The 23,999-nt window shown below is 58.6% G+C and carries 19 protein-coding genes; 6 read left to right on the forward strand and 13 right to left on the reverse strand.

The window, feature by feature from the left end; genetic code table 11:
• Nucleotides 1-104: 104 nt before the first annotated feature.
• The gene (cls, locus tag QP981_RS09720) at nucleotides 105-1,598 is read right to left on the reverse strand and encodes a cardiolipin synthase (protein WP_042388706.1); all 1,494 of its coding nucleotides are present in this window, start codon (nucleotides 1,596-1,598) and stop codon (nucleotides 105-107) included.
• Nucleotides 1,599-1,786: 188 nt separating this feature from the next.
• Here cls and QP981_RS09725 point away from each other — a divergent pair, with 188 nt between their 5' ends.
• A complete protein-coding gene (locus QP981_RS09725; RefSeq protein ID WP_070643490.1) occupies nucleotides 1,787-2,119 on the forward strand; it encodes an ArsR/SmtB family transcription factor in 333 nt (110 codons plus the stop codon).
• 68 nt (nucleotides 2,120-2,187) lie between these two features.
• Here QP981_RS09725 and meaB read toward each other — a convergent pair whose 3' ends face one another.
• The 3 genes from meaB to QP981_RS09740 form a co-directional block, all read right to left on the reverse strand.
• Nucleotides 2,188-3,300 (reverse strand): methylmalonyl Co-A mutase-associated GTPase MeaB, encoded by a 1,113-nt coding sequence (gene meaB, locus QP981_RS09730; RefSeq protein WP_284857946.1) that lies wholly within the window; start codon nucleotides 3,298-3,300, stop codon nucleotides 2,188-2,190.
• Nucleotides 3,301-3,366: 66 nt separating this feature from the next.
• Nucleotides 3,367-5,586, reverse strand: coding sequence for a methylmalonyl-CoA mutase (gene scpA / locus QP981_RS09735; RefSeq protein ID WP_016422778.1), 2,220 nt, complete (start codon nucleotides 5,584-5,586; stop codon nucleotides 3,367-3,369).
• Between the two features lie 8 nt (nucleotides 5,587-5,594).
• On the reverse strand, nucleotides 5,595-7,487 hold the full coding sequence (locus QP981_RS09740; protein WP_070643487.1) for a methylmalonyl-CoA mutase family protein: 1,893 nt from the start codon (nucleotides 7,485-7,487) through the stop codon (nucleotides 5,595-5,597).
• Between the two features lie 386 nt (nucleotides 7,488-7,873).
• Here QP981_RS09740 and QP981_RS09745 point away from each other — a divergent pair, with 386 nt between their 5' ends.
• Both QP981_RS09745 and QP981_RS09750 read left to right on the forward strand, forming a co-directional pair.
• Entirely contained in the window at nucleotides 7,874-8,545 is a 672-nt protein-coding gene (locus tag QP981_RS09745; RefSeq protein WP_284857945.1) for a TVP38/TMEM64 family protein, read from the forward strand.
• A 128-nt stretch (nucleotides 8,546-8,673) separates the two neighbouring features.
• Nucleotides 8,674-9,246, forward strand: coding sequence for a hypothetical protein (locus QP981_RS09750; protein WP_042388700.1), 573 nt, complete (start codon nucleotides 8,674-8,676; stop codon nucleotides 9,244-9,246).
• A 4-nt stretch (nucleotides 9,247-9,250) separates the two neighbouring features.
• Here the strand turns inward: QP981_RS09750 and QP981_RS09755 are convergent, their stop codons facing one another.
• The 3 genes from QP981_RS09755 to QP981_RS09765 all read right to left on the reverse strand — a co-directional run bounded on the left by QP981_RS09755 (nucleotide 9,251) and on the right by QP981_RS09765 (nucleotide 12,095).
• Nucleotides 9,251-10,651: an SPFH domain-containing protein gene (locus tag QP981_RS09755; RefSeq protein WP_016422774.1), complete on the reverse strand. Its 1,401-nt coding sequence runs from the start codon at nucleotides 10,649-10,651 to the stop codon at nucleotides 9,251-9,253.
• A 91-nt stretch (nucleotides 10,652-10,742) separates the two neighbouring features.
• Nucleotides 10,743-11,180: an NfeD family protein gene (locus tag QP981_RS09760; RefSeq protein WP_042388696.1), complete on the reverse strand. Its 438-nt coding sequence runs from the start codon at nucleotides 11,178-11,180 to the stop codon at nucleotides 10,743-10,745.
• A gap of 60 nt (nucleotides 11,181-11,240) precedes the next feature.
• Nucleotides 11,241-12,095 (reverse strand): DUF3097 domain-containing protein, encoded by an 855-nt coding sequence (locus tag QP981_RS09765; RefSeq protein WP_048734135.1) that lies wholly within the window; start codon nucleotides 12,093-12,095, stop codon nucleotides 11,241-11,243.
• 65 nt (nucleotides 12,096-12,160) lie between these two features.
• Here QP981_RS09765 and QP981_RS09770 point away from each other — a divergent pair, with 65 nt between their 5' ends.
• Entirely contained in the window at nucleotides 12,161-13,018 is an 858-nt protein-coding gene (locus QP981_RS09770) for an Rv1486c family protein (RefSeq protein WP_284857944.1), read from the forward strand.
• A gap of 40 nt (nucleotides 13,019-13,058) precedes the next feature.
• Here QP981_RS09770 and QP981_RS09775 read toward each other — a convergent pair whose 3' ends face one another.
• From QP981_RS09775 to QP981_RS09800, 6 genes are all read right to left on the reverse strand, one after another.
• Entirely contained in the window at nucleotides 13,059-14,117 is a 1,059-nt protein-coding gene (locus QP981_RS09775; protein ID WP_049170588.1) for a ferrochelatase, read from the reverse strand.
• 119 nt (nucleotides 14,118-14,236) lie between these two features.
• A complete protein-coding gene (locus QP981_RS09780; protein ID WP_049170590.1) occupies nucleotides 14,237-15,229 on the reverse strand; it encodes a VWA domain-containing protein in 993 nt (330 codons plus the stop codon).
• A 115-nt stretch (nucleotides 15,230-15,344) separates the two neighbouring features.
• The gene (locus QP981_RS09785; RefSeq protein ID WP_016422768.1) at nucleotides 15,345-16,193 is read right to left on the reverse strand and encodes a DUF58 domain-containing protein; all 849 of its coding nucleotides are present in this window, start codon (nucleotides 16,191-16,193) and stop codon (nucleotides 15,345-15,347) included.
• Nucleotides 16,193-17,197: an AAA family ATPase gene (locus QP981_RS09790; protein ID WP_016422767.1), complete on the reverse strand. Its 1,005-nt coding sequence runs from the start codon at nucleotides 17,195-17,197 to the stop codon at nucleotides 16,193-16,195. The genes QP981_RS09785 and QP981_RS09790 overlap by 1 nt, the downstream gene beginning before the upstream one ends.
• A gap of 54 nt (nucleotides 17,198-17,251) precedes the next feature.
• Complete coding sequence (locus QP981_RS09795; RefSeq protein ID WP_284857943.1) at nucleotides 17,252-18,880, reverse strand: DIP1281 family NlpC/P60 protein; 1,629 nt, start codon at nucleotides 18,878-18,880, stop codon at nucleotides 17,252-17,254.
• 630 nt (nucleotides 18,881-19,510) lie between these two features.
• Nucleotides 19,511-20,020: an Rv1476 family membrane protein gene (locus QP981_RS09800; RefSeq protein ID WP_048734147.1), complete on the reverse strand. Its 510-nt coding sequence runs from the start codon at nucleotides 20,018-20,020 to the stop codon at nucleotides 19,511-19,513.
• 367 nt (nucleotides 20,021-20,387) lie between these two features.
• On the opposite strand from QP981_RS09800, the gene acnA reads away from it, so the two are divergent.
• On the forward strand, nucleotides 20,388-23,174 hold the full coding sequence (gene acnA / locus QP981_RS09805; protein ID WP_080971469.1) for an aconitate hydratase AcnA: 2,787 nt from the start codon (nucleotides 20,388-20,390) through the stop codon (nucleotides 23,172-23,174).
• Between the two features lie 222 nt (nucleotides 23,175-23,396).
• Nucleotides 23,397-23,963 carry a TetR/AcrR family transcriptional regulator gene (locus tag QP981_RS09810; protein ID WP_016422763.1) on the forward strand — a complete coding sequence of 189 codons (567 nt, stop codon included), beginning with the start codon at nucleotides 23,397-23,399 and terminating at the stop codon, nucleotides 23,961-23,963.
• Nucleotides 23,964-23,999 lie beyond the last annotated feature (36 nt).

Below are 23,999 nucleotides of genomic sequence, written 5' to 3' on the forward strand. Positions count from 1 at the left end.
GCTATTCTTTGGTGATTTGTGGTGTGTGGTCTGGGGTTATGGTGGCATGCGGACACACTTTTCTTTACTTAACCCGCTTTGTCTGTCGGACCAATGGGACTGCCCTATTGCAGCGCCGAGGTCAAGCGGAAAACAGAGTCCAGGTAGCGCTGGCGAAGGGGCCGGTCATTCCATTCCTCCTGGGTGAGCAGGAAAGATTTGTCGCGGTACTCGTCGGCAAGCGTGATCAGTTTGTCCACGATGGAACCGGCGGCGGAAAGAAGCGTGATCTCGTAATTGAGGCCGAACGAGCGCATATCCAGATTGGAGGAGCCGAACATGGCCATGCGGTCGTCGATAACCATGAACTTGGAGTGCAGGACCGCAGGCGCCGGATAGCGGTAGATCTTCACGCCAGCGGTTAGCAGTGCCTGGTAGTAGGACTGCTGCGCGTGGCCGACCATGAACTGATCGGACTCTTCGTTGACGTAGAGCTGGACGTCGATGCCTCCATATGCGGCAGAGGTCAGCGCCATGAGCATGGATTCGTCGGGGACGAAGTACGGGCTGACGGCGATAATCCGCTCGTGTGCCTGGTAGATCATGTTATTGAAGACGCGCAGGTTCGGCTCCGTGCTGAAGCCCGGACCCGACGGCAGCACCTGGACAACGTTGTAGTTGTCGTTGACTTCGGTGTTGTGGAGTGAATAGTCCCTGGTGGCGTCTGGGGTCTTGTATAGCTCGCTGGTCCAATCAACCGCGAAAATTGCGTCGAAGGCCAGCGCAATATCGCCCTCGAGTTCAATCCAGGTGTCCACCCATCGGCGGCCGATCTTATGGTTCTTTTTCTTCTGATATTCGGGCTCAATCAAATTCTGCGAACCCATGAATACAATGTCGCCATCAATAACTACGAGCTTGCGGTGATTACGCAGATCCAGGCGGCGCCAGGTGAGCTTCAGCAAGCTCACGGGCAGCATTGGGTGCCAGGAGATTTGGGACTGGTCCAGGCGCTTTTTCAACTTGTAGTAGCCGGGGTACTTCCACGAACCAATTGGATCGACCAGTACCTTGACCTCTAGTCCCCTGTCTTGCGCGCGCTCGAGAGCCTGTATGAAAGGCTCCGTGCTGTCATCCAGTGCAAAGATGTAGGACTGCACGTGGATAGATTTCTGAGCCGCATCGATGGTCTCAATCATGCGGTCAATGGAGGCATTGAATTCGGTGAAAAGTCCCTTTTCTGCGCTGGCAATTGCCGGCATTCCCGTGAGCTGACGCGAGAGCTTGAATACGTTGACAACATCATCTTCTATCTCGGCATCATCCGGTACGTCGGGCAGATGCTCGGTACGTTCCGCAATGAGCTCCTGCGCCAGTGCCTGTACCTCGTGCCTACGGCCCGTGATTTGCTGCGAGCCCAGGAAGAGGAACAGAGGTAGGCCGATAAATGGAATCAGCAGAATCAGTAGCAGCCACGCCGTCGAAGCCGATGGGCTTCGGTTTTCCGGCACCCACCCAATCGCGATGAACTTAATCGTGTAGTCGAGTGCGAAAAATAGTACTTGCCACCACGTTAAGTCCTCCACCAGCCACGGGAAGGTGCCCATCAACCAATCCATGCAGATGATATTACTGAAGGAATTTTCAGTACTTTTGGTCGCTGCCCCTTAGGTGCACTCTTCCCCTTTTCGTGACAGCCTATTGTGACTTCTGAAATTGAATACTGGTATCAATACGTAGTAAGGTTCAACACATTGAACATAGTAAGTGTTTGGCATGTCGACTTCGAAAGGACTAACCCCTCCAAATGACTGAGAAGGCTCCTACGAGCACCGAGCTCGACGTTGCCACTAACGTATTGAAGCTGATGGCCGACAAGACGCGTCTCTCCATCCTGTCGCTCCTTCGTGACGGGGAGATGACCGTCACCGCCATCGCTAGCGCGCTCGATCGCCCCGTCCCCGCGATTTCTCAGCACCTGGCGAAGTTGCGCATGGCCAATATGGTGCAGACCCGCAAGGAAGGCACGTCTAGCTTCTACTCTCAGCCCGACGAGCACCTCACCAACCTCGTGGTCAACGCTCTCCACTTCGCCGAACACACGCTCTACAGCGATCCGCCCCATCACCGCGGTCAGTAGGCGCACACGGATACGCTCGCTTTACTCGCTTTACTCGCTTTACGACGAAACCCCGCGCCCTTCTGAACCTAGTTGGCGAGCCCGGCGTTCGATGCCCTTCCCTGGTCAAATGCCTCCATGATGCGCTGGGCGGCGAGCGTCGGTGTCAGCTGCCCCGAGCGGAGTTGTTTTTCCACCAGGGTGCTCTCTGTCTGCACAGCCTCGTTGGTGTTGAGTCGCTGCAAGAGCGTTTCGTGCACCATGGACCACATCCACTTAATCTGCTGGTTAGCGCGGTTTTCATCAAAGAGATGATTCTCGTGCATAGCCTCGACATGGTTCTCGATGGCCTGCCAGAACTTGTCGGTGCCGTCGTCCTCCAATGCCGACATAGTCAGTACCGGTGGCGTCCAGACTTGGTCTGAGGAACGCACCATCTTCATGGCCGTCATCAGATCACGCGCAGCGCGCTTTGCCGGGCGCAAGTTCTTACCATCCGCCTTGTTGATAGAAATCACGTCGGCCATCTCCAGCACACCCTTCTTGATGCCCTGGAGTTGGTCACCAGCGCCGGCGAGTGCCAGAAACGCAAACGTATCCACCATCTGTGCCACCGCGACCTCGGACTGGCCGACGCCGACAGTTTCGACGATGACAATGTCGTAGCCTGCGGCCTCGAGCACCACCATGGCCTCACGCGTTGCCTTGGCGACACCACCGAGTGTGCCCGCAGAGGGCGACGGACGGATGAAGGCTTCATCCGCGGCCGAGAGCCGGGACATACGGGTCTTGTCGCCCAGAATCGAGCCACCGGACTTCGTCGACGACGGGTCGATGGCCAGCACTGCAACGCGGTGGCCTTCCTCGATCAGCTTTAGCCCGAGGGTTTCAATCGTGGTTGATTTACCGACGCCGGGGACGCCGGTAAGGCCGACGCGCATGGCCTTGCCGGAAAATGGTAGCAACTTCACCAGTAGTTCCTGAGCCAGCACCTTATGCGCCGGAGCAGTCGACTCCAGCAGCGTGATTGCCCGAGCCAACTTAGTGCGGTTTCCAGCCCGCACGCCCTCAAAGAGGTCGTCGACATCAATCCGTCGTCGCGCACGGCGGACGACTTCGGGGGCTACAGCGGTCTTTCCCTCAACGACCGTGCCAGCGGTAGTGACGAGGGTGCCCAGGTTTTCTTCAAGATACTCGTTCATCGCTACTTCTCAATTCCGACAACGCGCTGAGCTGAACAGTCAGCCCAGCGCGGATGCGGTAGTTATTTAGGACTCTTCGTCAACGGCAAGGTCGAGGCCCAGCTCGTTAGAGAGCTTGGTCATCATGTCGATTGCCGAATCAGCGATGACAGTGCCCGGCGGGTAAATAGCCGCGGCGCCGGCATCGTAGAGTTCCTGGAAGTCGCCCGGTGGGATAACACCACCGACAACAATCATGATGTCCTCACGACCCAGTTTTGCCAGCTCATCGCGCAGGGCAGGAACGAGCGTCAGGTGTCCGGCGGCCAGCGAAGAAACACCGACGACGTGGACATCCGAGTCGACTGCCGACTTGGCGGCCTCCTCCGGAGTTTGGAACAGCGGTCCCACGTCAACGTCCATGCCGAGGTCCGCGTAGGCGGACGCGATGACCTTCTGGCCACGGTCGTGACCATCCTGGCCCATCTTGGCCAGGAAGATACGGGGACGGCGACCTTCCTGCTCTTCGAACTTATCGGCCATGGCGATGGCCTTGGAGACGTTGGACACGGCTCCCTCCTTGCCAACTTCGTCCTTGTAGACGCCGGAGAGAGTACGGATCTCGGCCTGATGGCGGCCAAAGACCTCTTCCATGGCGTCGGAGATTTCACCGATGGAGGCCATGGCGCGAGCACAGTCGACAGCGAGCTTCAAAAGGTTCTTGTCCAGGTCCCCCGGTTCACCCGGGTTACGGCAAGCGTCGGTCAGAGCGGCCAGTGCCTTCTGAACCTCTTCCTCGTCGCGCTCGGCGCGCAGGCGAGCCAGCTTGTCAATCTGCTCCTGGCGCACGCGGGAGTTCTCAACCTTGAGAACCTCGATGGCCTCGTCCTCTTCGACCTGGTATTTATTCACGCCGATGAGAGCCTGACGACCCGAGTCAATACGGGCCTGCGTACGAGCTGCAGCCTCTTCAATACGCAGCTTCGGAATGCCCTCGATGGTGGCCTGTGCCATACCGCCGGCCTCTTCGACCTCGTCGATGTGCTGGCGTGCACGCTTGACCAGCTCATTAGTCAGCCACTCGATGTAGTAGGAACCAGCCCACGGATCAACCGGACGCGTGGTGTTGGACTCCTGCTGAAGCAGCAGCTGAGTGTTACGAGCAATACGGGCTGAGAAGTCAGTCGGCAGTGCCAGGGCCTCGTCCAGTGCGTTGGTGTGCAGCGACTGGGTGTGGCCCTGTGTTGCGGCCATAGCCTCAACAGCAGTACGCGCGACGTTGTTGTAGACATCCTGAGCGGTCAGCGACCAACCGGAGGTCTGCGAGTGAGTACGCAGGGACTGGGACTTCGGGTTCTTCGGGCCAAACTTGCCAACCAGCTCGGACCAGAGGATGCGGCCTGCACGCAGCTTGGCGATCTCGGTGAAGGTGTTCATCGAGATGCCCCAGAAGAAGGACAGACGCGGAGCGAACTTATCAACTTCCAGGCCAGCGTCAATACCGGCCCGCAGGTACTCGATGCCGTCGGCAAGCGTGTAAGCGAGCTCAAGGTCGGCCGTCGCGCCCGCTTCCTGAATGTGGTAGCCGGAAATCGAAATCGAGTTGAACTTCGGCATCTTTGCCGAGGTGTACTCGAAGATCGAGGAGATGATTCGCATCGAAGGCTTCGGCGGGTAGATGTACGTGTTACGAACCATGAACTCCTTGAGAATGTCGTTCTGGATCGTACCGCGCAGCTGCTCGGTCGAAACGCCCTGCTCTTCAGCGGTGACAATGTAGAAGGCCAGAATCGGCAGCACAGCGCCGTTCATGGTCATAGACACCGAGACGCCGCCCAGGTCAATGCCCTGGAAGAGCTCACGCATGTCGTAAATCGAGTCAATTGCCACGCCGGCCATACCGACGTCGCCGGACACACGCGGGTTGTCCGAGTCGTAGCCACGGTGGGTAGCCAGGTCGAAAGCGACCGAAAGGCCCTTCTGGCCGGCCGCGAGGTTGCGGCGGTAGAAGGCATTGGACTCAGCTGCGGTGGAGAAGCCAGCGTACTGGCGAATAGTCCACGGCTGGTTGGTGTACATGGTCGGATACGGCCCGCGCATGAATGGGGCGATACCCGGGAAAGAATCTACCGGGTGGCCCTCGGCGGCAGCGGCGTCGCGGTCAGCGCGATCGTAGACGCGCTTGACATCGATGCCCTCTGGAATGGTCCACACTTCACCTGCTTCCGCGGCAGCTTCCTTGTCAGTGGCAGCGGCCGCGTCGTCGGTGTTGCGGGAGATGTCAGCGAAATTTGGGATGGTGGTCATTACTTCCTTCACGCTCCCAGTTCGTTCAGCAGTCGGGACAGCTCCGCGACAGCATCGATGGTCATGTTCAGGTATCCGTCGGGGCGAGCGTCCTCAGCGGCATTGGCGAAGCTCTTCTCGGAGCCGGCCACCAGGACCTCCTTAGCGCCGGCGGCGCGGGCGGCCTTGACAGCGTCCTGGCCCGAGGTCTCGTACTCGCTGTCGGCTGCGCACAGCACGACAATCGGTGAGGCCTTCACTGCCTCTTCGAAACCGACCTCGCCCGGCACAACCTGGCCGGGGTTGGCGACGGCGATACCGCCGGAAGCCAGCAGGTTGGAGGTAAAACCAGTGCGGATGTTGTGCTTGGCCAGCGGACCCAGCGGCAGCATGGCAATCAGCGGACGGTTGCCCTTTTCAGCCAGGAAGTCATCGGAGCGGTTGCGCAGCGCCTCGAAGTCGCTGGCCCAACGGCGAATCGGGTCGCCCTCCGGGCGGGCCTCAGGAGCCAGTGGGGCTTCAGCCAGGTTCGGGAACTCGTTGATAGCGGTGACCTTGGTGCGGCGGTGTGCGATGTCGGCGCGGCGCTTTTCCCAGGTAGCGTCCAGGGCGGCGCGAATATCGGCCTCCGCGGAGGCGAAACCGCCGCCGGCCTCAGTGGCGGTAAAAATCTCCCATGCCTTGTCGGCCATTTCTTCGGTCAGGTCTTCGACGAAGTAGGAGCCACCTGCTGGGTCGGCGACGTAACCAAGGTGAGACTCTTCCAGCAGCAACAGGTTGGTGTTGCGAGCGATGCGAGCCTTGAAAGTCTTGGAGACGTTCGGCATGCCGCCGACAACTGCGTAATCAAACGGCAGAACCTCAACTGAGGAGGCACCGCCGACACCTGCGGCGAAGGAGGCGACAGTCACACGCAGCATGTTGACCCACGGATCGCGCTGGCTGAACATGACCGGGGCTGTCACGGCGTGCATCGGAGCGCGGCCAGCCTCGGGGGCACCGATAACCTCAGCAACGCGGGCCCACAGGACGCGAGCAGCGCGGAACTTCGCGATGGTGTCGAACTGGTCGTCGGTAGCGGCAAAGCGGAAAGCGATCTGGCCGAGCGCTTCTTCAGCGCTCAATCCGGCTTCGGTCAGCGCACGCAGGTAGGCGACACCAACGGCGAGACTGTAGCCAATCTCCTGGATGTTGTTTGCGCCCAGGTTGGAGAAAACAACGCCGTCGACAAGCAGGGCGCGGACGTCGCCCGGCTGCTTAGCCGCCTTGACGGCCAGCTGAGTGGCCTCGTCGAGAGAAACATCGTCAATACCGGCAAAAGCGGAGGTCAGCGGAGCTGCAGAAAGCTCGACTGCGATGTTATCCGGATTAGTCGGGTTCGCCTGCTCGATGTAGGACGTCAGTGCTTCCGCAACCTGCGCAGTCTTCTTACCGGCATGCACGGCAATCGGAGCAAGGTCGACGTAGACGTTGTTGAGCAGAGCCGGCACATCAGCGGCTTCGAGGGAGCCGGTGAAGTCCAGGCGGATGTCCGTGGTGCCGTTTTCCAAGGCAGTCAGCAGAGTCTCGTTGACCGCCTTTGGGTCAAGGGCATCCTCACCCGGGTACTGGCGACCGAAGGTCTCCCGAACACCCCAACCGTTGGTGTTGTCCGAAGTGACCTTTGCGCCACGGACGAATGGGAACTGGCCCGGAGCTGGGCTTTCCGCGAGCTCGTCCGCGCGGGTGTAGAGCGGGCGAACATCGACACCGTCATAGGTGGTCTGAATCAGTCGTTTCCAAATATCGAGCGGTACATCTGCAACGTCTTGCTTGTGCACCCGCGCGAATACCTTGGCCACGCCCTGATACCAGGAATTCTGCAATTCCTCGAAGTTTGGTGGCAGCGTGGAAGGTGATTCGGGGGTCGTTCGGTCAGTCACGACAGACCTTCTCCCTTACATGTTCTAAGCAACGCCTCTATCAATCCATGACCGAGGAAATTCGGCTGCGACAATTTCCGAATTCTCCGCGACGGAAAGGGATCTAAAGGCGTTGGCTTCCTCCAATAGTCAATAAGAGCCACTAGTCAGACGCTAAGACTCACCCGAGTGTCCATGCACTGAACTTTTCAGCTATTTGTGCAATACCCTTACGTTCGGTTTTGTGCTGACGGGCACGTCAAGTGCTCGAGCCAAGGCATAGTGACCTTGATTCCCATCCTAGTGAAATAATGGGCAAACGCCTTTAGCCGCTGACTAGCCCTCCTCGCAGAGCCTCCAATGCGCAGGTCACACGCTTCCCCGCAATCCCCGGTAACCTCAAATGGGTGAACGTATCCGATGTGCGAATTACCCCTACACTCAAAAAGGTTCTGCTGGTGCTAGCCGTAGGTGTGGGGGGCGTCGTCACGCTGTACGTCGATGTTCCCACGGTCGCTACCATCCGGCAGTGGTCCATCGATGCCGGTGACTGGTTCCCGCTCCTCTACTTCCTCGCATACGTTGCACTGACTCAGTTCCCAATCCCCCGCACCGTATTCACTTTGGCTTCCGGAATCCTCTTCGGGCCAGTGCTCGGTTTCCTGCTGGCAATTACTGCGACGACGGTTTCTGCCCTTCTCTCCCTATGCATTGTGCGGTTTTTGGGGCGCGATTGGTTTCGCACGCACCTGACCAACCGCCGTCTTCTCAGTCTCGACCATCGGTTGGAGCAACGCGGCTGGCTCACAGTGCTCAGCTTGCGCATGATTGCTGGCGTGCCATTTTCGTTTCTCAACTACGCCTGTGGGCTGTCGTCGATACGCATCGTGCCGTATATCATCGCCACTGCCCTAGGTTCGGCGCCGAACACACTCGCCGTCGTTCTGCTTGGCGACGCGCTGTTGGTCGGCTTCGACGTGCGCTTTGCGGTGGCCACGGGAATTCTGCTCGTGCTTGGTTTGCTGGGACTTCTTGCGGACGCCAAGTTCCCTGTCGTAACCGGTTCTTCGAAACGTTAAAACACCGCTTGGCGCTCTTGAGCTAGGCGTGAGTTTTTCGGCGAGCTGGTGTTGGTTGCCTGTGAGTTTGCGGAGCGAAGGAACGTGTCTTAGCCCATCTGTCAAGGGGTGGGGCTAGACTAGAGCGTATGTACTCAGTCTTTGCCAGGTATCGCGGTCGATCTACTCGCAGGGCAGATCACGTTCAGGCCTCTGTGCAGGCACTTTCCGGCCTGGAAGGCGTAGGAACTGTTGAGGTTGCAGGTATCGAAGAGCTTCGCGCAGCTCCTGAAAATGCTGTGGGAGTCACCACGCTTGTGCTGGCGCTATTGGCCGCAGGTGACTGGGCGATAGGTATCGGTGTTTGTCCTCAGGACGACATTGAGCAAGCGCATCTGGCATCGAGCTCAGTCGTCGGTAAGGGAGGCAGAGCCGGTACGGTAAAAACCCGCATTCGGACTAACGATCCGCGTGGTAAGGACTACTCGGAGGATATTGGTGCAGCATTCACATTGCTGCACCACGTTATCTCTCGCAGGTCCCCCGAAGGGCGCGAGGCAACTGGTTTGGTTCGCGCTGGTTATTCACAGGTAGAGGCCGCGGAAGAATTGGGAGTTTCTAAGCAGGCCGTCAATCAGCGCCTCGCTGCAGCTGGCTGGCAGGCGGAGCTGGCCGGATGGAACCTGGCCGTCCACCTGCTTCAGCGAGCTGATGAGTTATAAAAACTTACTGCCCATTTTCCGGGGCGTAAGGGTCACGTGACCATCCAGAAAAATCTGGACGATCGGTGGAGTGCGCACCGCTGCCTGCATTGGTATTACCGGTGCCAGGAGCCGAGGGCAGGTCACGTTTGCCGGAAGGAACTGACGGCGCAGCCGGTGTGGACGGCGCAGCGGGCGCAGCCGGTGTCGCAGGTTCAACCGCTGCCGGGCCGTTCTGACCACCCAACTGTTCAGGCTGAGCGGACTGAGCCGACTCAGCGCGGCGGTTCTTCTTCCTCTCAGGGGTATTACCAGCTGCTGCAGCTACCGGATCATCAACCGGGCGGTTAGCGACCTCGTTCGCCGCGGCAACTGCACGAGCCAACTCCGGGTTGGTCGACATGTCGAACCAGTTCTCGTCGCGGCCCTGCTCAGCCTCTTCCTTGGTCTCTCGGCTCACGGCCGGAGGCTCGTAGCGGAAGACACCGTCGGCATCCTTCTTGCCGAAAGCCCTAGCGAAGCTCTCGAGACTGTCGCCGAACTGCGACGGAATCATCCAAACAGTATTGCCGTCCTTATTTGCCAGCTCAGGCAGCTTCTCCAGGTACTGCCAGGCAAGAATCTCAGGTGTCAACTGTGAAGCCTTAACAGCTGCGTTGACCTTCTGGATAGCGCGAGCATTACCCTGTGCCTCAAGGTAGGTAGCGGCGCGAGTACCCTCAGCGCGCAGAATGGTTGCCTGACGCTCAGCCTCAGCAGCCAGAATTGCTGCGTGCTTGTTACCTTCGGCGGCCAGAATCTGTGCCTGCTTACGGCCCTCAGCAGTTTTAATATCGGCTTCGCGGGTACCTTCCGCAGTCAGAATCATGGCGCGCTTCTCGCGATCGGCCTTCATCTGCTTTTCCATCGACTGCTGAATCGACGGTGGCGGCTCAATGGCCTTCAGCTCCACACGAGCGATACGAAGACCCCACTTGGCAGTGGCCTCGTCCAGCTCGCCGCGCAGACGGCGGTTGATGTAGTCACGGGAAGTCAGTGTCTCTTCCAGTGTCAGGCCACCCACGACGTCGCGAAGCGTTGCGGTGGTGATCTGTTCGACGCCGAAGATGTAGTCATCGATACCGTAAATTGCCCGATCCGGTTCATTGACCTGGAAGGTCACGACGGTATCGATAGCCACAGTCAGGTTGTCTTCGGTGATCACTGCCTGTGGCGGGAAGGTAACCATACGCTCACGGGTATCGACCTTCTCGCGCACTCGGTCAATGATCGGGATGATGAAGTTCAGGCCGCTGTTCAGTGTCTGCGTGTATCGTCCCAGTCGCTCTACGATTGCCGCTTCACCCTGAGGAACCAGGACAATCGCTTTGAGAACCAAGGTAACAACCACGAGAATGAAAACGACGAGGATGATAAAGCCTTCCATGGGATTCCCTCGTAGCTAGAAACTGTGTGGTCAGTTATTTAATGGTCAGTAACTAAGAGTGCTCCGAGCGCCCTTTAAGTGAGTTGGCTGCTCAGAGCAGCTTGTCCACTACTGCGGTATTGCCCGAAATCTCTACAATCGTGACTCTTTCCTTCGCATCGAAGGTCTGCGCAGTCAGAAGACTGCGCGCGCTCCACAACTCGCCATTGACCTTAATCAGACCCGCTGACGAGGAAACTGGCTCGATGACCTCAGCATGACGGCCCGCTAGCAGTTCCGGACGCGACTCCAGTTCGGCGGACTTGTCCGGTTTTGCCATCTTTTTGCGCAACACAGGGCGAACTGTCAGCACAAGTGCGGCGGACACAACGGCGAAGATGACCACTGATAGCCAAAGCGGCGCTCCAAGCTGGCTCGCACCGGACGCTGCCAGTGCGCCACCTCCGAGCATTAACAGTGCTAAATCTCCGACTGCGAGTTCACCGAGAACCAGTAGGAGGCTTGCTCCGAGCCAAAGGAGAGGAATCACGCCCTCACCCTACCTACTTTGCAGAACAAATGTGGGGCGAGTGGAGCCAGTATTCCGGGGTCAGTACTGCATATGTGGCTCAGTTACGAAGTCGACCAGGCGCTCAACTGCGCCAATCAAATCTGACTCCAGATCACGGTAGGTGTGTACACCTGCGTAGACACGTCGCCAGCCCTCCTTGGGGTCGTCTCCCCAGCCCAAGCGACGGCAGATTCCTGTCTTCCAGTCCTCCCCGTAGGGAACTTCCGGCCATGCCTCGATGCCTACCGACGAGGGTTTGACCGCTTGCCAGACATCGATAAACGGGTGGCCTGTGACCATCACGTGCGGGCCGAGCTGCTGAGTCATGCGGCTTTCCTTACTGCCCTCCACCAAGTGGTCTGCCAGGACTCCGACGCGGCGCTTCGGACCCGGACCAAATTCGGCCAAGCGTTCTGGAAGGTTGTCCAAGCCCTCCAGATACTCCACGACTACGCCTTCGACACGCAAATCGTGGCCCCATACCTTCTCGACAATTGCCGCGTCATGAATACCCTCGACCCAAATACGGCTGGGGAGAGCAACTTTCGCCTTGACGTTGTGAACCTTGCGCGAGCCCGATGCCGATAGATCCTGTGAGGGCTTTTTGGGTTGTGCCTTCGGACGCACCAGAGTCACAGGTTTGCCGTCGATGAGAAATCCGCGCTCGTGCATGGGAAATAGCCGCGACTTGCCGTGGCGGTCCTCCAGCCGGACGCACCAGCCGTCGAAAGTTTTCTCCAACCCGATAATCGCACCGACGAATCCGTCATAGGACGCCTCGACGACAACACCATTTTCTGCTGTCACCTCGCGTGCCGGCTGTGGGATACGACGGCGGTGGCCACGTGCGCCAGCGAACACGTCCTGATTGCGGTACGGGTCTTGAAAGCTCATGGGTACTGAGATTAACAGCATCGGTTACGGGACCAACGACACGCTGCACTAGGATGAGCTGCACTATGCAGCGCAGTGTTCTCGACCAGGTCTGGAGTCCAACTCAGCACATCGCCCTTTGGCTCGGTGCGTGGTTGTCGGGTTTGGAAAACTACGATCATCTCCTCGACGCGCTCGACTCGCTCGGCGGGCCCACGTCAGTTCCGGGGACGTTCGTGCTTGCCGACGCCACGGTTCCGAATGTCATCGATTGCGACGCTGATCTCGATCGAAGCGACATGCTCCGCCTTCTTCGAGCAGTTACTGAAGCGGGAGATTGGCACAGTGACCACCGTCCGCTCGTCCGCCTCATTCTTTCCGGACCCGGTGATGCACCTGCATTGCCTGCGGGAACTGACGCCGCTGAGGCTGCACGCGCAGCAGGCTCGGCCATTGTGATAGCGGATGCGGAGCCGGGTTGGAACCATGTGCTCATACCAGTGACATCGCCGGTGCCAGGCCTACCGCAGTGGCATTGGTACACGTTGGAAGGCCACATTCCCGAGCCGGCCTATCTCTCCCCTGGCGAGGCTGATTTACAGCTGGCAGATGCGGCGCGGGTTGCGGCTGCCACTATTGCGGCGATGCCGCGTTCACCACTGACGTCGTCAAGCAGTGGTGCCCCGAAAGTGGATCCGCGCCTGATGGTCGGCATGCTCGATGACCACCTGGACATGGCCTTTGTGCCGGATGATGTGCCACGCCGTGCACTGGGAGTGCTCGCCAGAGCTGATCGGGTGTCGTCGATTCTGGCGGTGGCACAGGGCAGCGAGTCGGGGCACGGCAGCGCCGCGTTTGATGCGCAGCTCATCCCGCTGTGGCGGAAGATTCGGCAGGCGCGGATGAGCGCGGTGGAATACGCGATTCAGGAGTGGACTCGCTAGGGATTTGCCTTGCCCCGCGGCCCCATTGCCGCCAAAGGAATCAGTGTGGGCGGCGCTTTGCCGGGGTACAACAGGATGCGGCGCAGGGGGCGCCGTTGCAGGCCGAGCCGAGTAGCGGTTCACTTCCCAGACGGCGGGGCTTGACATCTGCGATGCGCTCTTCGATGAGCTCCACGAGCATGTCGGTGAAAGTAGCCGTCGGACCAGGCGTTGCGACCCGCTCGATGACGATGTCGTGATGAGCCATTTCATCCTGAAGCTCAGCATCCAAATCCCAGGCGACCTCAACATGATCCGAGATGAAGCCAATCGGGCACACTATTGCGGATCGGAGGCCGTTGGCGACCTTCGCTTCAACGTGGTCGACGATGTCAGGCTCCAACCACGGCACGTGCTCCGGGCCAGAGCGGGACTGCCAGACGACGTCAAAGTCGGTGATACCCACTGCGTCGGCGACGAGCCGTGCTGCTTCGTTGACCTGGCGGGAGTAAAGATTTCCGCCGAGCTCTACCGGCCCGGATGCCTTGTCCGCAGAGACCGGAATAGAGTGAGCGGTGAAAATAAGCCGGGTGTCCTCACGGCGGTCATCCGGTAGCTTGGCAAACGCCTCACGCACTGCGTCTGCATAGGCTTTTATAAAGAGCGGATGATCGTAGAAGCTCCGGATTTTCTCCATGTCAAAAGCACGGTCGCCCAGAGATTCGCGCATCCGAGCAATGTCTTCGTGATACTGGCGGCAGCCGGAGTAGCCGCCCCAGGCGCTAGTGGCGAAAACGAGCGCTCGCTTAACACCGTCATCAGCCATCTTTGCCGCGGTGTCTTCAGCCATCGGATGCCAATTGCGATTGCCGAAATAAACAGGCAAGTCATAGCCACGGCGAGTGAGCTCAGCCTTAAGGTTGGAGACAATTTCGCGGTTTAAATCGTTGAGCGGGGACTTACCGCCAAAGTGCGCGTAGTGTGCACCGACTTCGTCCAACCTCTCCGGCGGAATTCCGCGGCCGCGGGTGACATTCTCCAGGAAGGGACGCACATCGGCCATCTTTTCGGGACCGCCGAAAGACAACAGCAAAATAGCGTCAAAATTATCAGAAGACATAGCTAATCATGTTAGTAGCGCAGTCTGAGGACTCCATAAGACGACTGCTCAATGCCCCCGGCGTCTCCTGCCAATCGGGTTCCCTACAAATCGCTTTACGACGGCACCCTAACCCAGCCCTACTGCGGAATTCGACGATTGGTCACAAGCAGTGAGCCCACGGTCACTAGCAGCATCGCGAAGGCTGCGATCAGATAGGGCCTCGGATTCTCGGCCCGCTTGAGTTCGTAACCGATGTCATCTTCCAGTGAGCCATAGGCATCGCGGAGCTGCTCGAGGGAACCAGCGCTGAAGAACTCACCTTTTGTTCGACGGGCGATCTCTCGCAGCGAATCGTCGTCGTTAGGCACTGGAATCAATTCGCCCTGAACCGTGATTGCGCCTTGCGCGGTACCGAACGAAATCGTGTTGACAGGCACCCCGGTCTTGGCGGCTTCGGCGGCCGCGGTATACGCGCCGCGGGGATCGTCGAGTTCTTGTGGGACGGTCTGTTTGCCGTCGGAAAGCAGCACAATTGTCGCTGGCGGGGCGCCTTCTCCCCCGCCCTGAACCGAATCGCTGAACTGATTGATGGCATCCAGCGCGGCAGCGATAGCATCACCGGTCGCAGTCGCCTGATCTAACTCAGCAGCCTGGAGCGCTCGATTCACGGTGTCATGGTTGGTAGTCGGGCTGACAGCAGTGCGAGCGCGACCAGAGAACGTCACCAGGCCGATATTGAGGTCGTCGGGAAGGTTCTCCACGAACTCTTGGCCGGCTTCTTTAGCTGCAGTGATGCGGTCTGGCGCAACATCTGTGGCCGACATGGACAGCGAAACGTCGACCACCAGCATAACCGTCGCTCGGTTGCGGGCGACTTTGGTCTCCGAAATCGGACCAGCCAATGAAATGATGACCAGAACAAGTGACAACAGCGCACTGATAGCTACGACATGGCGCAGGCGTGCCGACGACTTATTCCCCAGTGACCCAACGATGGTGAAGTTGCCAAAGGCAATGGCACGTTGCTTTCGCTGCTTAGTGCTGATCCAATAGGCCACGGCTGCCACGAGAGGCAGAGCGAGTGCGAGCAGCCACCCTGGGTGCGCAAAAGTTGAGTTTAGGAACGTCATCGCGGTATCAGTTTCCTCACATCCAGTCGCCTAAACAGTCGCGTATAAACCAGTGGCTATAGCCGGTTAGTCGGTGGCCCAAAAAAGATAGCACTAACAAGCGGTTACTCAGACGCTAATGTTGGCCAATTTGTCGAGCAAAATCCAGTACCCAATCGGAATCCGTACGCAAGGTAATAACGCGAGCACGGCATTTGCGCAGTTCATTGATTACACGCTCGTGGTGGGCACGAGCCTGAGCTGCATACTCGGCGCGGGTCTTGTCGTTGATGTTGAGTTCAATGGTCTCGCCGGTAGCTGAATCCGCCATGACCACCGGGCCTTCGCCGGGTAAGGCTTCATCGGCTGGATCTACCAGGCGAATCGCCATAATCTCTGTCGAGGCCGAGGCAACGCGCAGCGGGCGCGCCCAATCGAGTGATCCAAGGAAATCCGAGATGACAACCAACAGCCCAGCGCGCGGAGCCTGAGTCATTACTGTGTCAATATCCGCTGCGAGGTTATGCTCAGCAGTCGCGTCAGCCAACTGCTTGAGCAGCATCAAGCTGTGGGCACGGCCCTGGCCCGCGGGCACTGGAGTGCCACCGGCGATTAATCCAGTTCGGGACCCCGGGGCGTCGTTAAGCATCGTCACAGCGCCGGCAGCGGCGGTGAGCAGATGTCGTTTGGTGGTATCGGCCAAGCCCGTGGACAGACGTGCGGCGGGTTCGGCGACAATCCAGCACTCCAGCTCGCGCTCGGCCTCGGAGGTGCGAACATGCGGCACTCCAGTACGGGCTGTCACTGCCCAGTTCATCTGGCGAACATCATCGCCGATGACATATTCGCGGGAGCCAACCGGCTCAGAGCCATCTCCAGTAGCGGTGGAGAGAAAGCTGCCGCGCAAAAGTCCGTTGAGCTTACGCGTAACAGTTAGCTCTAAGTACGCCAGGACGCGTGCAAGATCGTCTTCACGAGCTGACATTAGGAGGCAGTGCCCTCATCGGAGCCAGTGCTCGCGCCTTGGGGAAGGCGCACGTGAGACAACACGATGTCAATAATCCGTTCGGGAGTAACGCCATCGGCCAGGCCCTCATAGGACAGGACCAAGCGATGACGCAGCACGTCGGGAAGCACGGAAACCACATCGTCCGGCACGACATAGTCGCGACCGGAAAACAGCGCGTGGGCGCGGGCAGCCGCGACAGCACCAAGAGTTGCACGCGGTGATGCGCCATAGGAAAGCCAGCGGTCGACATCCTTCAACTCCGCCCGCATCGGATTGCGGGTGAGTTCGATGACGGCCACGATGTAGTCAATCAGTGTGTGGTGGACAAAGACTTCGCGGGTAGCGCGCTGCAGTTCCCGAACGCTCTCTGGGGTGAGAATCTGCTGCGCGACTGGAGGGGTGGCTCCCATGCGGTAGACAATCTCCCGCTCTTCCGCCGGAGTGGGGTAACCCACGAGGACCTTAAATAGGAAACGGTCCCGCTGGGCCTCCGGCAGTGGGTAGACACCCTGGTTTTCGATTGGGTTTTGCGTGGCCAGAACCAAAAACGGCTCCGGTACTGGCGTGGACTCCCCTGCGATGGACACCTGGTGCTCTGCCATGACTTCCAGCAGAGCCGACTGCACCTTCGCCGGTGCGCGGTTGATTTCATCAGCGAGCACGATATTTGACATGACCGGGCCGGGCTCGACAATGAACTCCGAGGTGTCCTGGCGGAAAATCCGGGTGCCGACAATATCTGATGGCACCAAATCCGGAGTGAACTGGATACGGGAGTAGGACCCACCCATCACTGTGGCAAAAGTAGACACTGCCAGAGTTTTCGCAACACCCGGAACACCTTCGAGCAGGACATGACCTCCTGCGAGCATCGCGATGAAGAGCTGCTTAATCAGGTGCTCCTGGCCAACCACAACCTTCCCCAGCTCCGCGTATGCGCGCTCGAGGTCCGTGTGGTCAGTGGGCGTTGGGTAGGTCACAGAGAAACCCTTCTTTAGGTCGGTCGCCCGACCTGTAGAACACGTCGTTAGAAACTAGACGAGGCGGACAACGTTCGGTGTCATTCCGTTATAACGGACTGGCGAAATCTTAACCACAGAACCGGACTGCGGTGCCTCAATCATCTTGCCATCGCCCAGGTAGATAGCGACGTGGCCATGACCATTCGGGCCCCAGAACAGCAGGTCACCACGCTTCATCTGAGATGCCGGGTAGTGCTTTCCGCGCTGGTACTGGTAGCCGGTGTAGTGAGGCAGGTCAATGCCGACAGCGGCGTAGGCGTACAGAGTCAGGCCCGAGCAGTCGAAACCAATCTTGTTGTAGTCGCCGTGGGAGTCAGCTACTCCGCCGTCACGGATGCCCTTGGTCGGGCCGTTGGCGTTGCCGCCGCCCCATGCGTATGGGACACCGAGCTGCCCCATCGCGCGTGCGATGACAGTCTCAACCTTCTGGCTGGAAGAACCCGAGGTGCTCTGACCGGTCTCTGGATTCGTCGGCGCCACAGTCTGTGCCGGGGTGCCGCTTGACGACGAGCTGCCGGTGCTAGACGATTCCGAAGTCTCCGTGGACTCAGAGGAGTCCGAAGATTCGGTCGTCTCAGAGGAACTGGTGGAGCCGGTGGAGCTGCTAGAGCCAGTGGAGCCGGTGGAGCTGTCAGAGCCAGTGGAGCCGGTCGAGCTGCTCGAACCAGCCGAGTCGGTAGAGCTGTTAGAACCAGTGGAGCCAGTGGAGCCAGTGGTGCTAGAGCTTTCATCTGTGGACTCAGAAGAGGAATCCTCATCAGTCTGGTTCGACTGCGCCTCTGCGCGAGTCCTAGCTGCGGCTTCCTCAGCGGCCTTCTTGGCAGCGGCGTCTTCCGCTTCCTTGCGGGCCTGCTCGTTCTCATAATTCTGGCGCTGGGAGTTCAGCTCGTTGACCGCGTTTCGGGCTGCATCCAAAGATGCCTTTGCGGCATCGCGGTCGACCTGAGCCTGCTGGTAATCAGCTTGCTCCTTCTGAAGCTCCTCGTTTGCCTCGGAGTACGCGTTCTGAGCATCGGTGTTTCGCTGGTTTGCGGTGGCTTCCGCCTGCTGAGCCTCGTCACTCTTCTTGCGAAGCGTGGACTCTTGGTTAGCAGCCTCGGTTCGATTCTTATCCAGAGAGTCAACGGTCTGCTCTTGACGATCAGCTTCGCGACGCAAAGCGGACAGGCGGTTAATAGCCTCGGATGCATCTCGCGCACCCTCGAGAATCGAGCCGCTGGAACGTCCCTGGCGCATGATGGTGCGTGCTAGCTCGTCGAACTGCTTCTGGGCACTAGCGAGCTCAGCGCGGGAACGGTCGAGTTGGATCCGTGCCTCGTCGACCGCCTCGCGCGCACGGTTAGCGGCATCTCGAGCGTTCTCAAGGTCTACCATGGCCTTGTTGACATCCTCGCGGAGAGTGCCCATGCGTAGCTCGAGGTCAGATACCCGGCGCTCGCTGGAAGTTACCTCGGCGACCAGGGACTGCAAGTACGACTCGGCGTTAGAGGCCGCCTCGCGCGCTTGACGGATCTGGGCGTCGCTCGGATTTAGTGGTTGTGCAGCTGCGACCTGAGTGTTCGTCGCCAGAAGACCCGCCGTGATAATACCGGCAATTGGACGAGTCCAATATGATGCACGGACTTTGCGATTACTCGACACCGCGTTACTCCTACATTTCTCCTATGGGTGCGTTCACGCCTCAGAATCGACACCAGCGACTTCCCCATCGTTGGATATCTTCCTGTTGTTGCCTCCAGGTCTTGAGTGGAACTTCGAAAAACGTCGAACCGAAACCAGAACCAAAAGCAACAGCGGCGCTCCCGCGAGTTTTCTTCGGTCAATACTGGACCCTTGAGTCCACTATTGGCATCACGAAGCACTTTACGGGTCAAAAAGCTCTAAAAAAACATAAGTAACAAAATTACCAACTGTCCCCCGCTTTGTGACCGTTTCGTTATATGTCGTGGCCTGCGGTTATGGTGAGCCCTAGGTTTCTATGTGAATTATGTCACTATTAGATGACTTATCGGCGTGCCGGAGTGTCGTAGGCCTTTACCTGGGGTACCGGACATAAGAAAAGGTCAAGCTTTAATGCTTGACCTTTGTGAAAATCGTTGACACGGTTACGGTGGCTGCAACAGTGTTATCCAATTCAGATAGTGGCTGATTTCTCTACTGCTACCAGTTTTTGGGGCATTTGCCCTGTCTTTCGCCTGGGGGTGGAAAACCGGGGACGGTGAATGTATTCAGTGAGACCGTTAGCTTCAGCGTCCGTCGTAAAGCGAACTCTTAGGCGGTTGGGCGTGTGCGTAGCCAGTAGAACGTCAGTCCGACGAAGAGTGCGACGATAACGACGCCTGCGATGAGGCTGTAAAGAGTCCACGGAACGACGTAGTTAGTGAGCTCGTGCAAATAGGCATCGAGACCCGCCGGATAGTCTCGTGGAGTCTCCATCATTGCGTGGTCGGCGCGTTCAATGGCTGCGCGGGGGAAATCGGCAGATGCGGTGGCCACATTGCCCGGTGTGCGCACGACAGTGGTGCCGCCGACTTGGTCCGCTACTTGGCGGGCAAAGGAAAAGATGTCGGTGTTCTTTTGTTCGGCGACGGGGTAAATCTTCTCGCTATCTAGGTAGATGATATTGAAATTGGGCACCCCCCGATTTGCTGCATCGTCGACAATTGGCTGGACCGCTTCTCGGAGCTGTGGGTTATTTGTCACGATGTTGTCGGTGCGTAGCTGAGCGACCACCTTCTCGACGGTTTCTTTCGCTGCCTGTGAATCTGCTGGCGTATGCATTAATTGCCTTCCGTATCGTGCTCCTGTTTTGCGTGAGAATGGTTTCCACGCGCCCCAATTTGGCGGAGATGCTGCTTCGTTTGTCCTATCTATAATGGCCTGCTCTGGATGTGAACGGGGGTAGCGTGACTCGGCGCGCCGCGAGCAATCTACATACAGAACGTTCGTACTGTTATTGTTGATGCAAGGACGGTAACGCTTCCTTAAAAACGTGTGTGTGGGCTCGTGTGCCCCGCGTCGTGATTATTGCTTTAATTGGTTGATAAGGGGCGGCGTGATCGCACCTATGCCTTGTGGAGAGCCGAAATTCGAGTGCCGGTCTCTTCAGTTAAGGCGACAATTCACCCGAATAGAAATGGAGCTGACTGTGGCTGAAAGCAAGAACTCTTTCAACGCCCTGCGCAAGCTTGAGGTCGGAGACAAGTCTTATGACTACTTCGCTCTTGACGCCGTGCCGGGTATGGAGAAGCTGCCTTACTCGTTGAAGGTTCTCGGTGAGAACCTGCTGCGCAACGAAGATGGCGCCAACATCACTGAGGAGCACATCAAGGCTGTCGCCAACTGGGTTCCTTCGGCTGATCCGTCGATCGAGATTCAGTTCACCCCTGCTCGCGTTATTATGCAGGACTTCACCGGCGTCGCCTGTGTTGTTGACCTGGCTACCATGCGTGAGGCTGTTAAGACTCTCGGCGGCGACCCGGATCAGGTTAACCCGCTGAACCCGGCAGAGATGGTCATCGACCACTCGGTCATCATCGAGGCCTTCGGTAGCGAAGACGCTCTGGCTAAGAACGTCGAGATTGAGTACCAGCGCAATGATGAGCGCTACAAGTTCCTCCGTTGGGGTACTGGCGCATTCTCCAACTTCCGCGTTGTTCCTCCGGGAACCGGTATTGTCCACCAGGTCAACATCGAGTACCTGGCTCGCGTTGTCTTCGAGAACAACGGCCTGGCATACCCGGACACCTGTGTTGGTACTGACTCCCACACGACCATGCAGAACGGCCTGGGCATCCTGGGCTGGGGTGTCGGTGGTATTGAGGCTGAGGCCGCAATGCTTGGCCAGCCGATCTCCATGCTCATTCCGCGCGTCGTTGGCTTCAAGCTGACTGGCGACATTCAGCCGGGCGTTACCGCAACCGACGTTGTGCTCACCGTCACCGATATGCTGCGCCAGCACGGCGTCGTCGGCAAGTTCGTAGAGTTCTACGGCGCTGGCGTTTCCAAGCTGCCGCTGGCCAACCGTGCAACCATCGGTAACATGTCGCCGGAGTTCGGTTCCACCGCCGCAATCTTCCCGATCGACGATGAGACCGTCAAGTACCTGGCCCTGACCGGCCGTGACAAGGAGACCCTGGAGCGCGTCGAGGCTTACGCCAAGGCTCAGGGCATGTGGTTGGACGAGAACACTCCGGAGGCTGAGTACTCCGAGTACCTCGAGCTGGACCTGTCCACCGTCGTTCCGTCCATCGCTGGCCCGAAGCGCCCGCAGGACCGCATCGAGTTGGCTTCCGCCAAGGAGCAGTTCCGCAAGGACCTGCACAACTACTCCGACGGCGAGATTAAGGGCGCTGTCAAGGCTTCCGCACCGACCTCCGAGCTGGCCGCAGACTACAACGAGTCCCGCGAGGGCCACGGCGAGTCCGCCGCTAACGGCGCTGAAGGTCGCCCGAGCTCCCCGATTACCGTCACTTCCCCGAAGGGCGGCGAGTACACGCTCGACCACGGTATGGTCGCTATCGCTTCCATCACCTCTTGTACCAACACCTCCAACCCGTCGGTCATGATTGGTGCTGGTCTGTTGGCACGCAAGGCAGTCGAGAAGGGTCTGCAGGCTAAGCCGTGGGTCAAGACCATTTGTGCTCCGGGCTCCCAGGTTGTTAACGGCTACTTCAAGCGTGCTGACCTGTGGAAGGACCTCGAGGCTCTGGGCTTCTACCTGTCCGGCTTCGGTTGTGCAACCTGTATCGGTAATTCCGGTCCGCTGCCGGCTGAGATTTCCTCCGCCATCAATGAGGCCGACCTGGCTGCTACCGCGGTTCTGTCCGGTAACCGTAACTTCGAAGGCCGCATCTCCCCTGACGTGAAGATGAACTACCTGGCCTCCCCGATCCTGGTTATCGCTTACTCTATCGCCGGTACCATGGACTTCGACTTCGAAACCGACGCCCTGGGTCAGGACGCAGAGGGCAACGATGTCTTCCTGCGCGACATTTGGCCGTCCACGGAAGAGATCGAAGCAACCATCGAGGCCTCCATCTCCTCCGAGCTGTACGACGAGGACTACAAGGATGTCTTCGCTGGTGACGAGCGCTGGCAGAACCTGCCGACCCCGGAGGGCAAGACCTTCGCTTGGGACGACAAGTCCTCCTACATCCGCAAGGCACCGTACTTCGACGAGATGGAAATGGAGCCGGCACCGGTTTCCGACATCAAGGGCGCTCGCGTCCTTGCTGCCCTGGGTGACTCGGTGACCACCGACCACATCTCCCCGGCTTCCTCCATTAAGCCGGGCACCCCGGCTGCTCAGTACCTCGACTCCATGGGCGTTGAGCGCAAGGACTACAACTCCCTGGGTTCCCGCCGTGGTAACCACGAGGTCATGGTGCGCGGCACCTTCGCTAACATCCGCCTGCAGAACCAGCTGCTTGACGGTGTTACCGGTGGCTACACCCGCGACTTCACCCAGGAGGGTGGCCCGCAGGCCTTCATCTACGACGCTGCCATGAACTACAAGGAGGCTGGCACTCCGCTGGTCGTCGTTGGTGGTAAGGAATACGGCACCGGTTCCTCCCGTGACTGGGCAGCTAAGGGCACCCTGCTGCTGGGCGTCAAGGCTGTTATCGCTGAGTCCTTCGAGCGTATCCACCGCTCGAACCTCATCGGCATGGGCGTTGTTCCGCTGCAGTTCCCGGAGGGTGAGTCCTGGAAGTCCCTGGGCATCGATGGCACTGAGACCTTCGACATCGCTGGTCTGGAGGAGCTGAACAACGGCTCCATCCCGAAGACCGTCAAGGTTACGGTTACCAAGGAAAACGGCGAGTCCTTCGACTTCGACGCTGTGGTCCGCATCGATACCCCTGGTGAGGCTGACTACTACCGCCACGGCGGTATTCTGCAGTACGTCCTGCGCAACATGATCAAGGGCAACTAGTTTCCCTTTGACTCGTGCGCGCTAGGGCTTGTTACAAGCAGCGCTTCTAGAGGCCGGTAGGTAGCGCTAGCCCGCGGATTCATACCCCACGGGCTAGCGCCCTGCCGGCCTCGGGTTTCTCTACCCCAACCAAGATGAGGCTTGGGAAGTATAGGAATGGCGCTGCCACGTCATGCAGTGAAACATGTCCCTGGGCGTCGCCGGCAAGAAAAGAGTTTCCTTATGCCAAAAGTGAGTAACCAGGATTTAGCTCAACGGCGGCACGAAATTCTCGACGGCGCTCGGCAGTGCTTTGCAGAATTCGGCTACGACGGCGCAACGGTCTCTCGTCTGGAGTCCGCTACCGGTAAGTCTCGCGGTGCTATCTTCCATCACTTCGGATCCAAAGAAGGTCTGTTCTTAGCATTGGCCGAAGAAGATGCCGCAAATATGGCGGAAGTCGCGGAGGCTTCCGGATTAGTGGAAGTTATGCGTGACATCGTGGCGAACCCAGACAAGCATGGCTGGCTGGGAACTCGCCTTGAGATTGCCCGTCGCCTTCGCAGCGATCCGGAGTTTAAGGGCCAATGGTTGGGCCATCAGGATCAATTGGATGACGCTGTTGCCCACCGATTGACCCAGACATCCTCATCCGGCTCCCTGCGGTCGGATTATTCGGTTCGCACGATGCAGCTTTTTCTCGAGCTGATGCTCGATGGCATCATCGTTCGTCTGGCATCTGGTCGCACTGTCGACGAATTGGATTCCGTGCTTGATTTAGTTGAAGACAGCTTACGGCGCAAGGACTAGCCGCTCAGGCTAGGCCTGATAGCGTTACGTACCACC

The sequence above is a fragment of the Corynebacterium sp. MSK047 genome, from assembly GCF_030232285.1.
GTDB lineage: Bacteria > Actinomycetota > Actinomycetes > Mycobacteriales > Mycobacteriaceae > Corynebacterium > Corynebacterium jeikeium_D.

Coding starts and splice junctions, on each gene's coding strand:
- cls (WP_042388706.1), bottom strand. CDS start 1,598: ATGGATTGGTTGATGGGCACCTTCCCGTGGCTGGTGGAGGACTTAACG.
- QP981_RS09725 (WP_070643490.1), top strand. CDS start 1,787: ATGACTGAGAAGGCTCCTACGAGCACCGAGCTCGACGTTGCCACTAAC.
- meaB (WP_284857946.1), bottom strand. CDS start 3,300: ATGAACGAGTATCTTGAAGAAAACCTGGGCACCCTCGTCACTACCGCT.
- scpA (WP_016422778.1), bottom strand. CDS start 5,586: ATGACCACCATCCCAAATTTCGCTGACATCTCCCGCAACACCGACGAC.
- QP981_RS09750 (WP_042388700.1), top strand. CDS start 8,674: ATGTACTCAGTCTTTGCCAGGTATCGCGGTCGATCTACTCGCAGGGCA.
- QP981_RS09755 (WP_016422774.1), bottom strand. CDS start 10,651: ATGGAAGGCTTTATCATCCTCGTCGTTTTCATTCTCGTGGTTGTTACC.
- QP981_RS09765 (WP_048734135.1), bottom strand. CDS start 12,095: ATGAGCTTTCAAGACCCGTACCGCAATCAGGACGTGTTCGCTGGCGCA.
- QP981_RS09770 (WP_284857944.1), top strand. CDS start 12,161: ATGCAGCGCAGTGTTCTCGACCAGGTCTGGAGTCCAACTCAGCACATC.
- QP981_RS09775 (WP_049170588.1), bottom strand. CDS start 14,117: ATGTCTTCTGATAATTTTGACGCTATTTTGCTGTTGTCTTTCGGCGGT.
- QP981_RS09780 (WP_049170590.1), bottom strand. CDS start 15,229: ATGACGTTCCTAAACTCAACTTTTGCGCACCCAGGGTGGCTGCTCGCA.
- QP981_RS09785 (WP_016422768.1), bottom strand. CDS start 16,193: ATGTCAGCTCGTGAAGACGATCTTGCACGCGTCCTGGCGTACTTAGAG.
- QP981_RS09800 (WP_048734147.1), bottom strand. CDS start 20,020: ATGCATACGCCAGCAGATTCACAGGCAGCGAAAGAAACCGTCGAGAAG.
- QP981_RS09810 (WP_016422763.1), top strand. CDS start 23,397: ATGCCAAAAGTGAGTAACCAGGATTTAGCTCAACGGCGGCACGAAATT.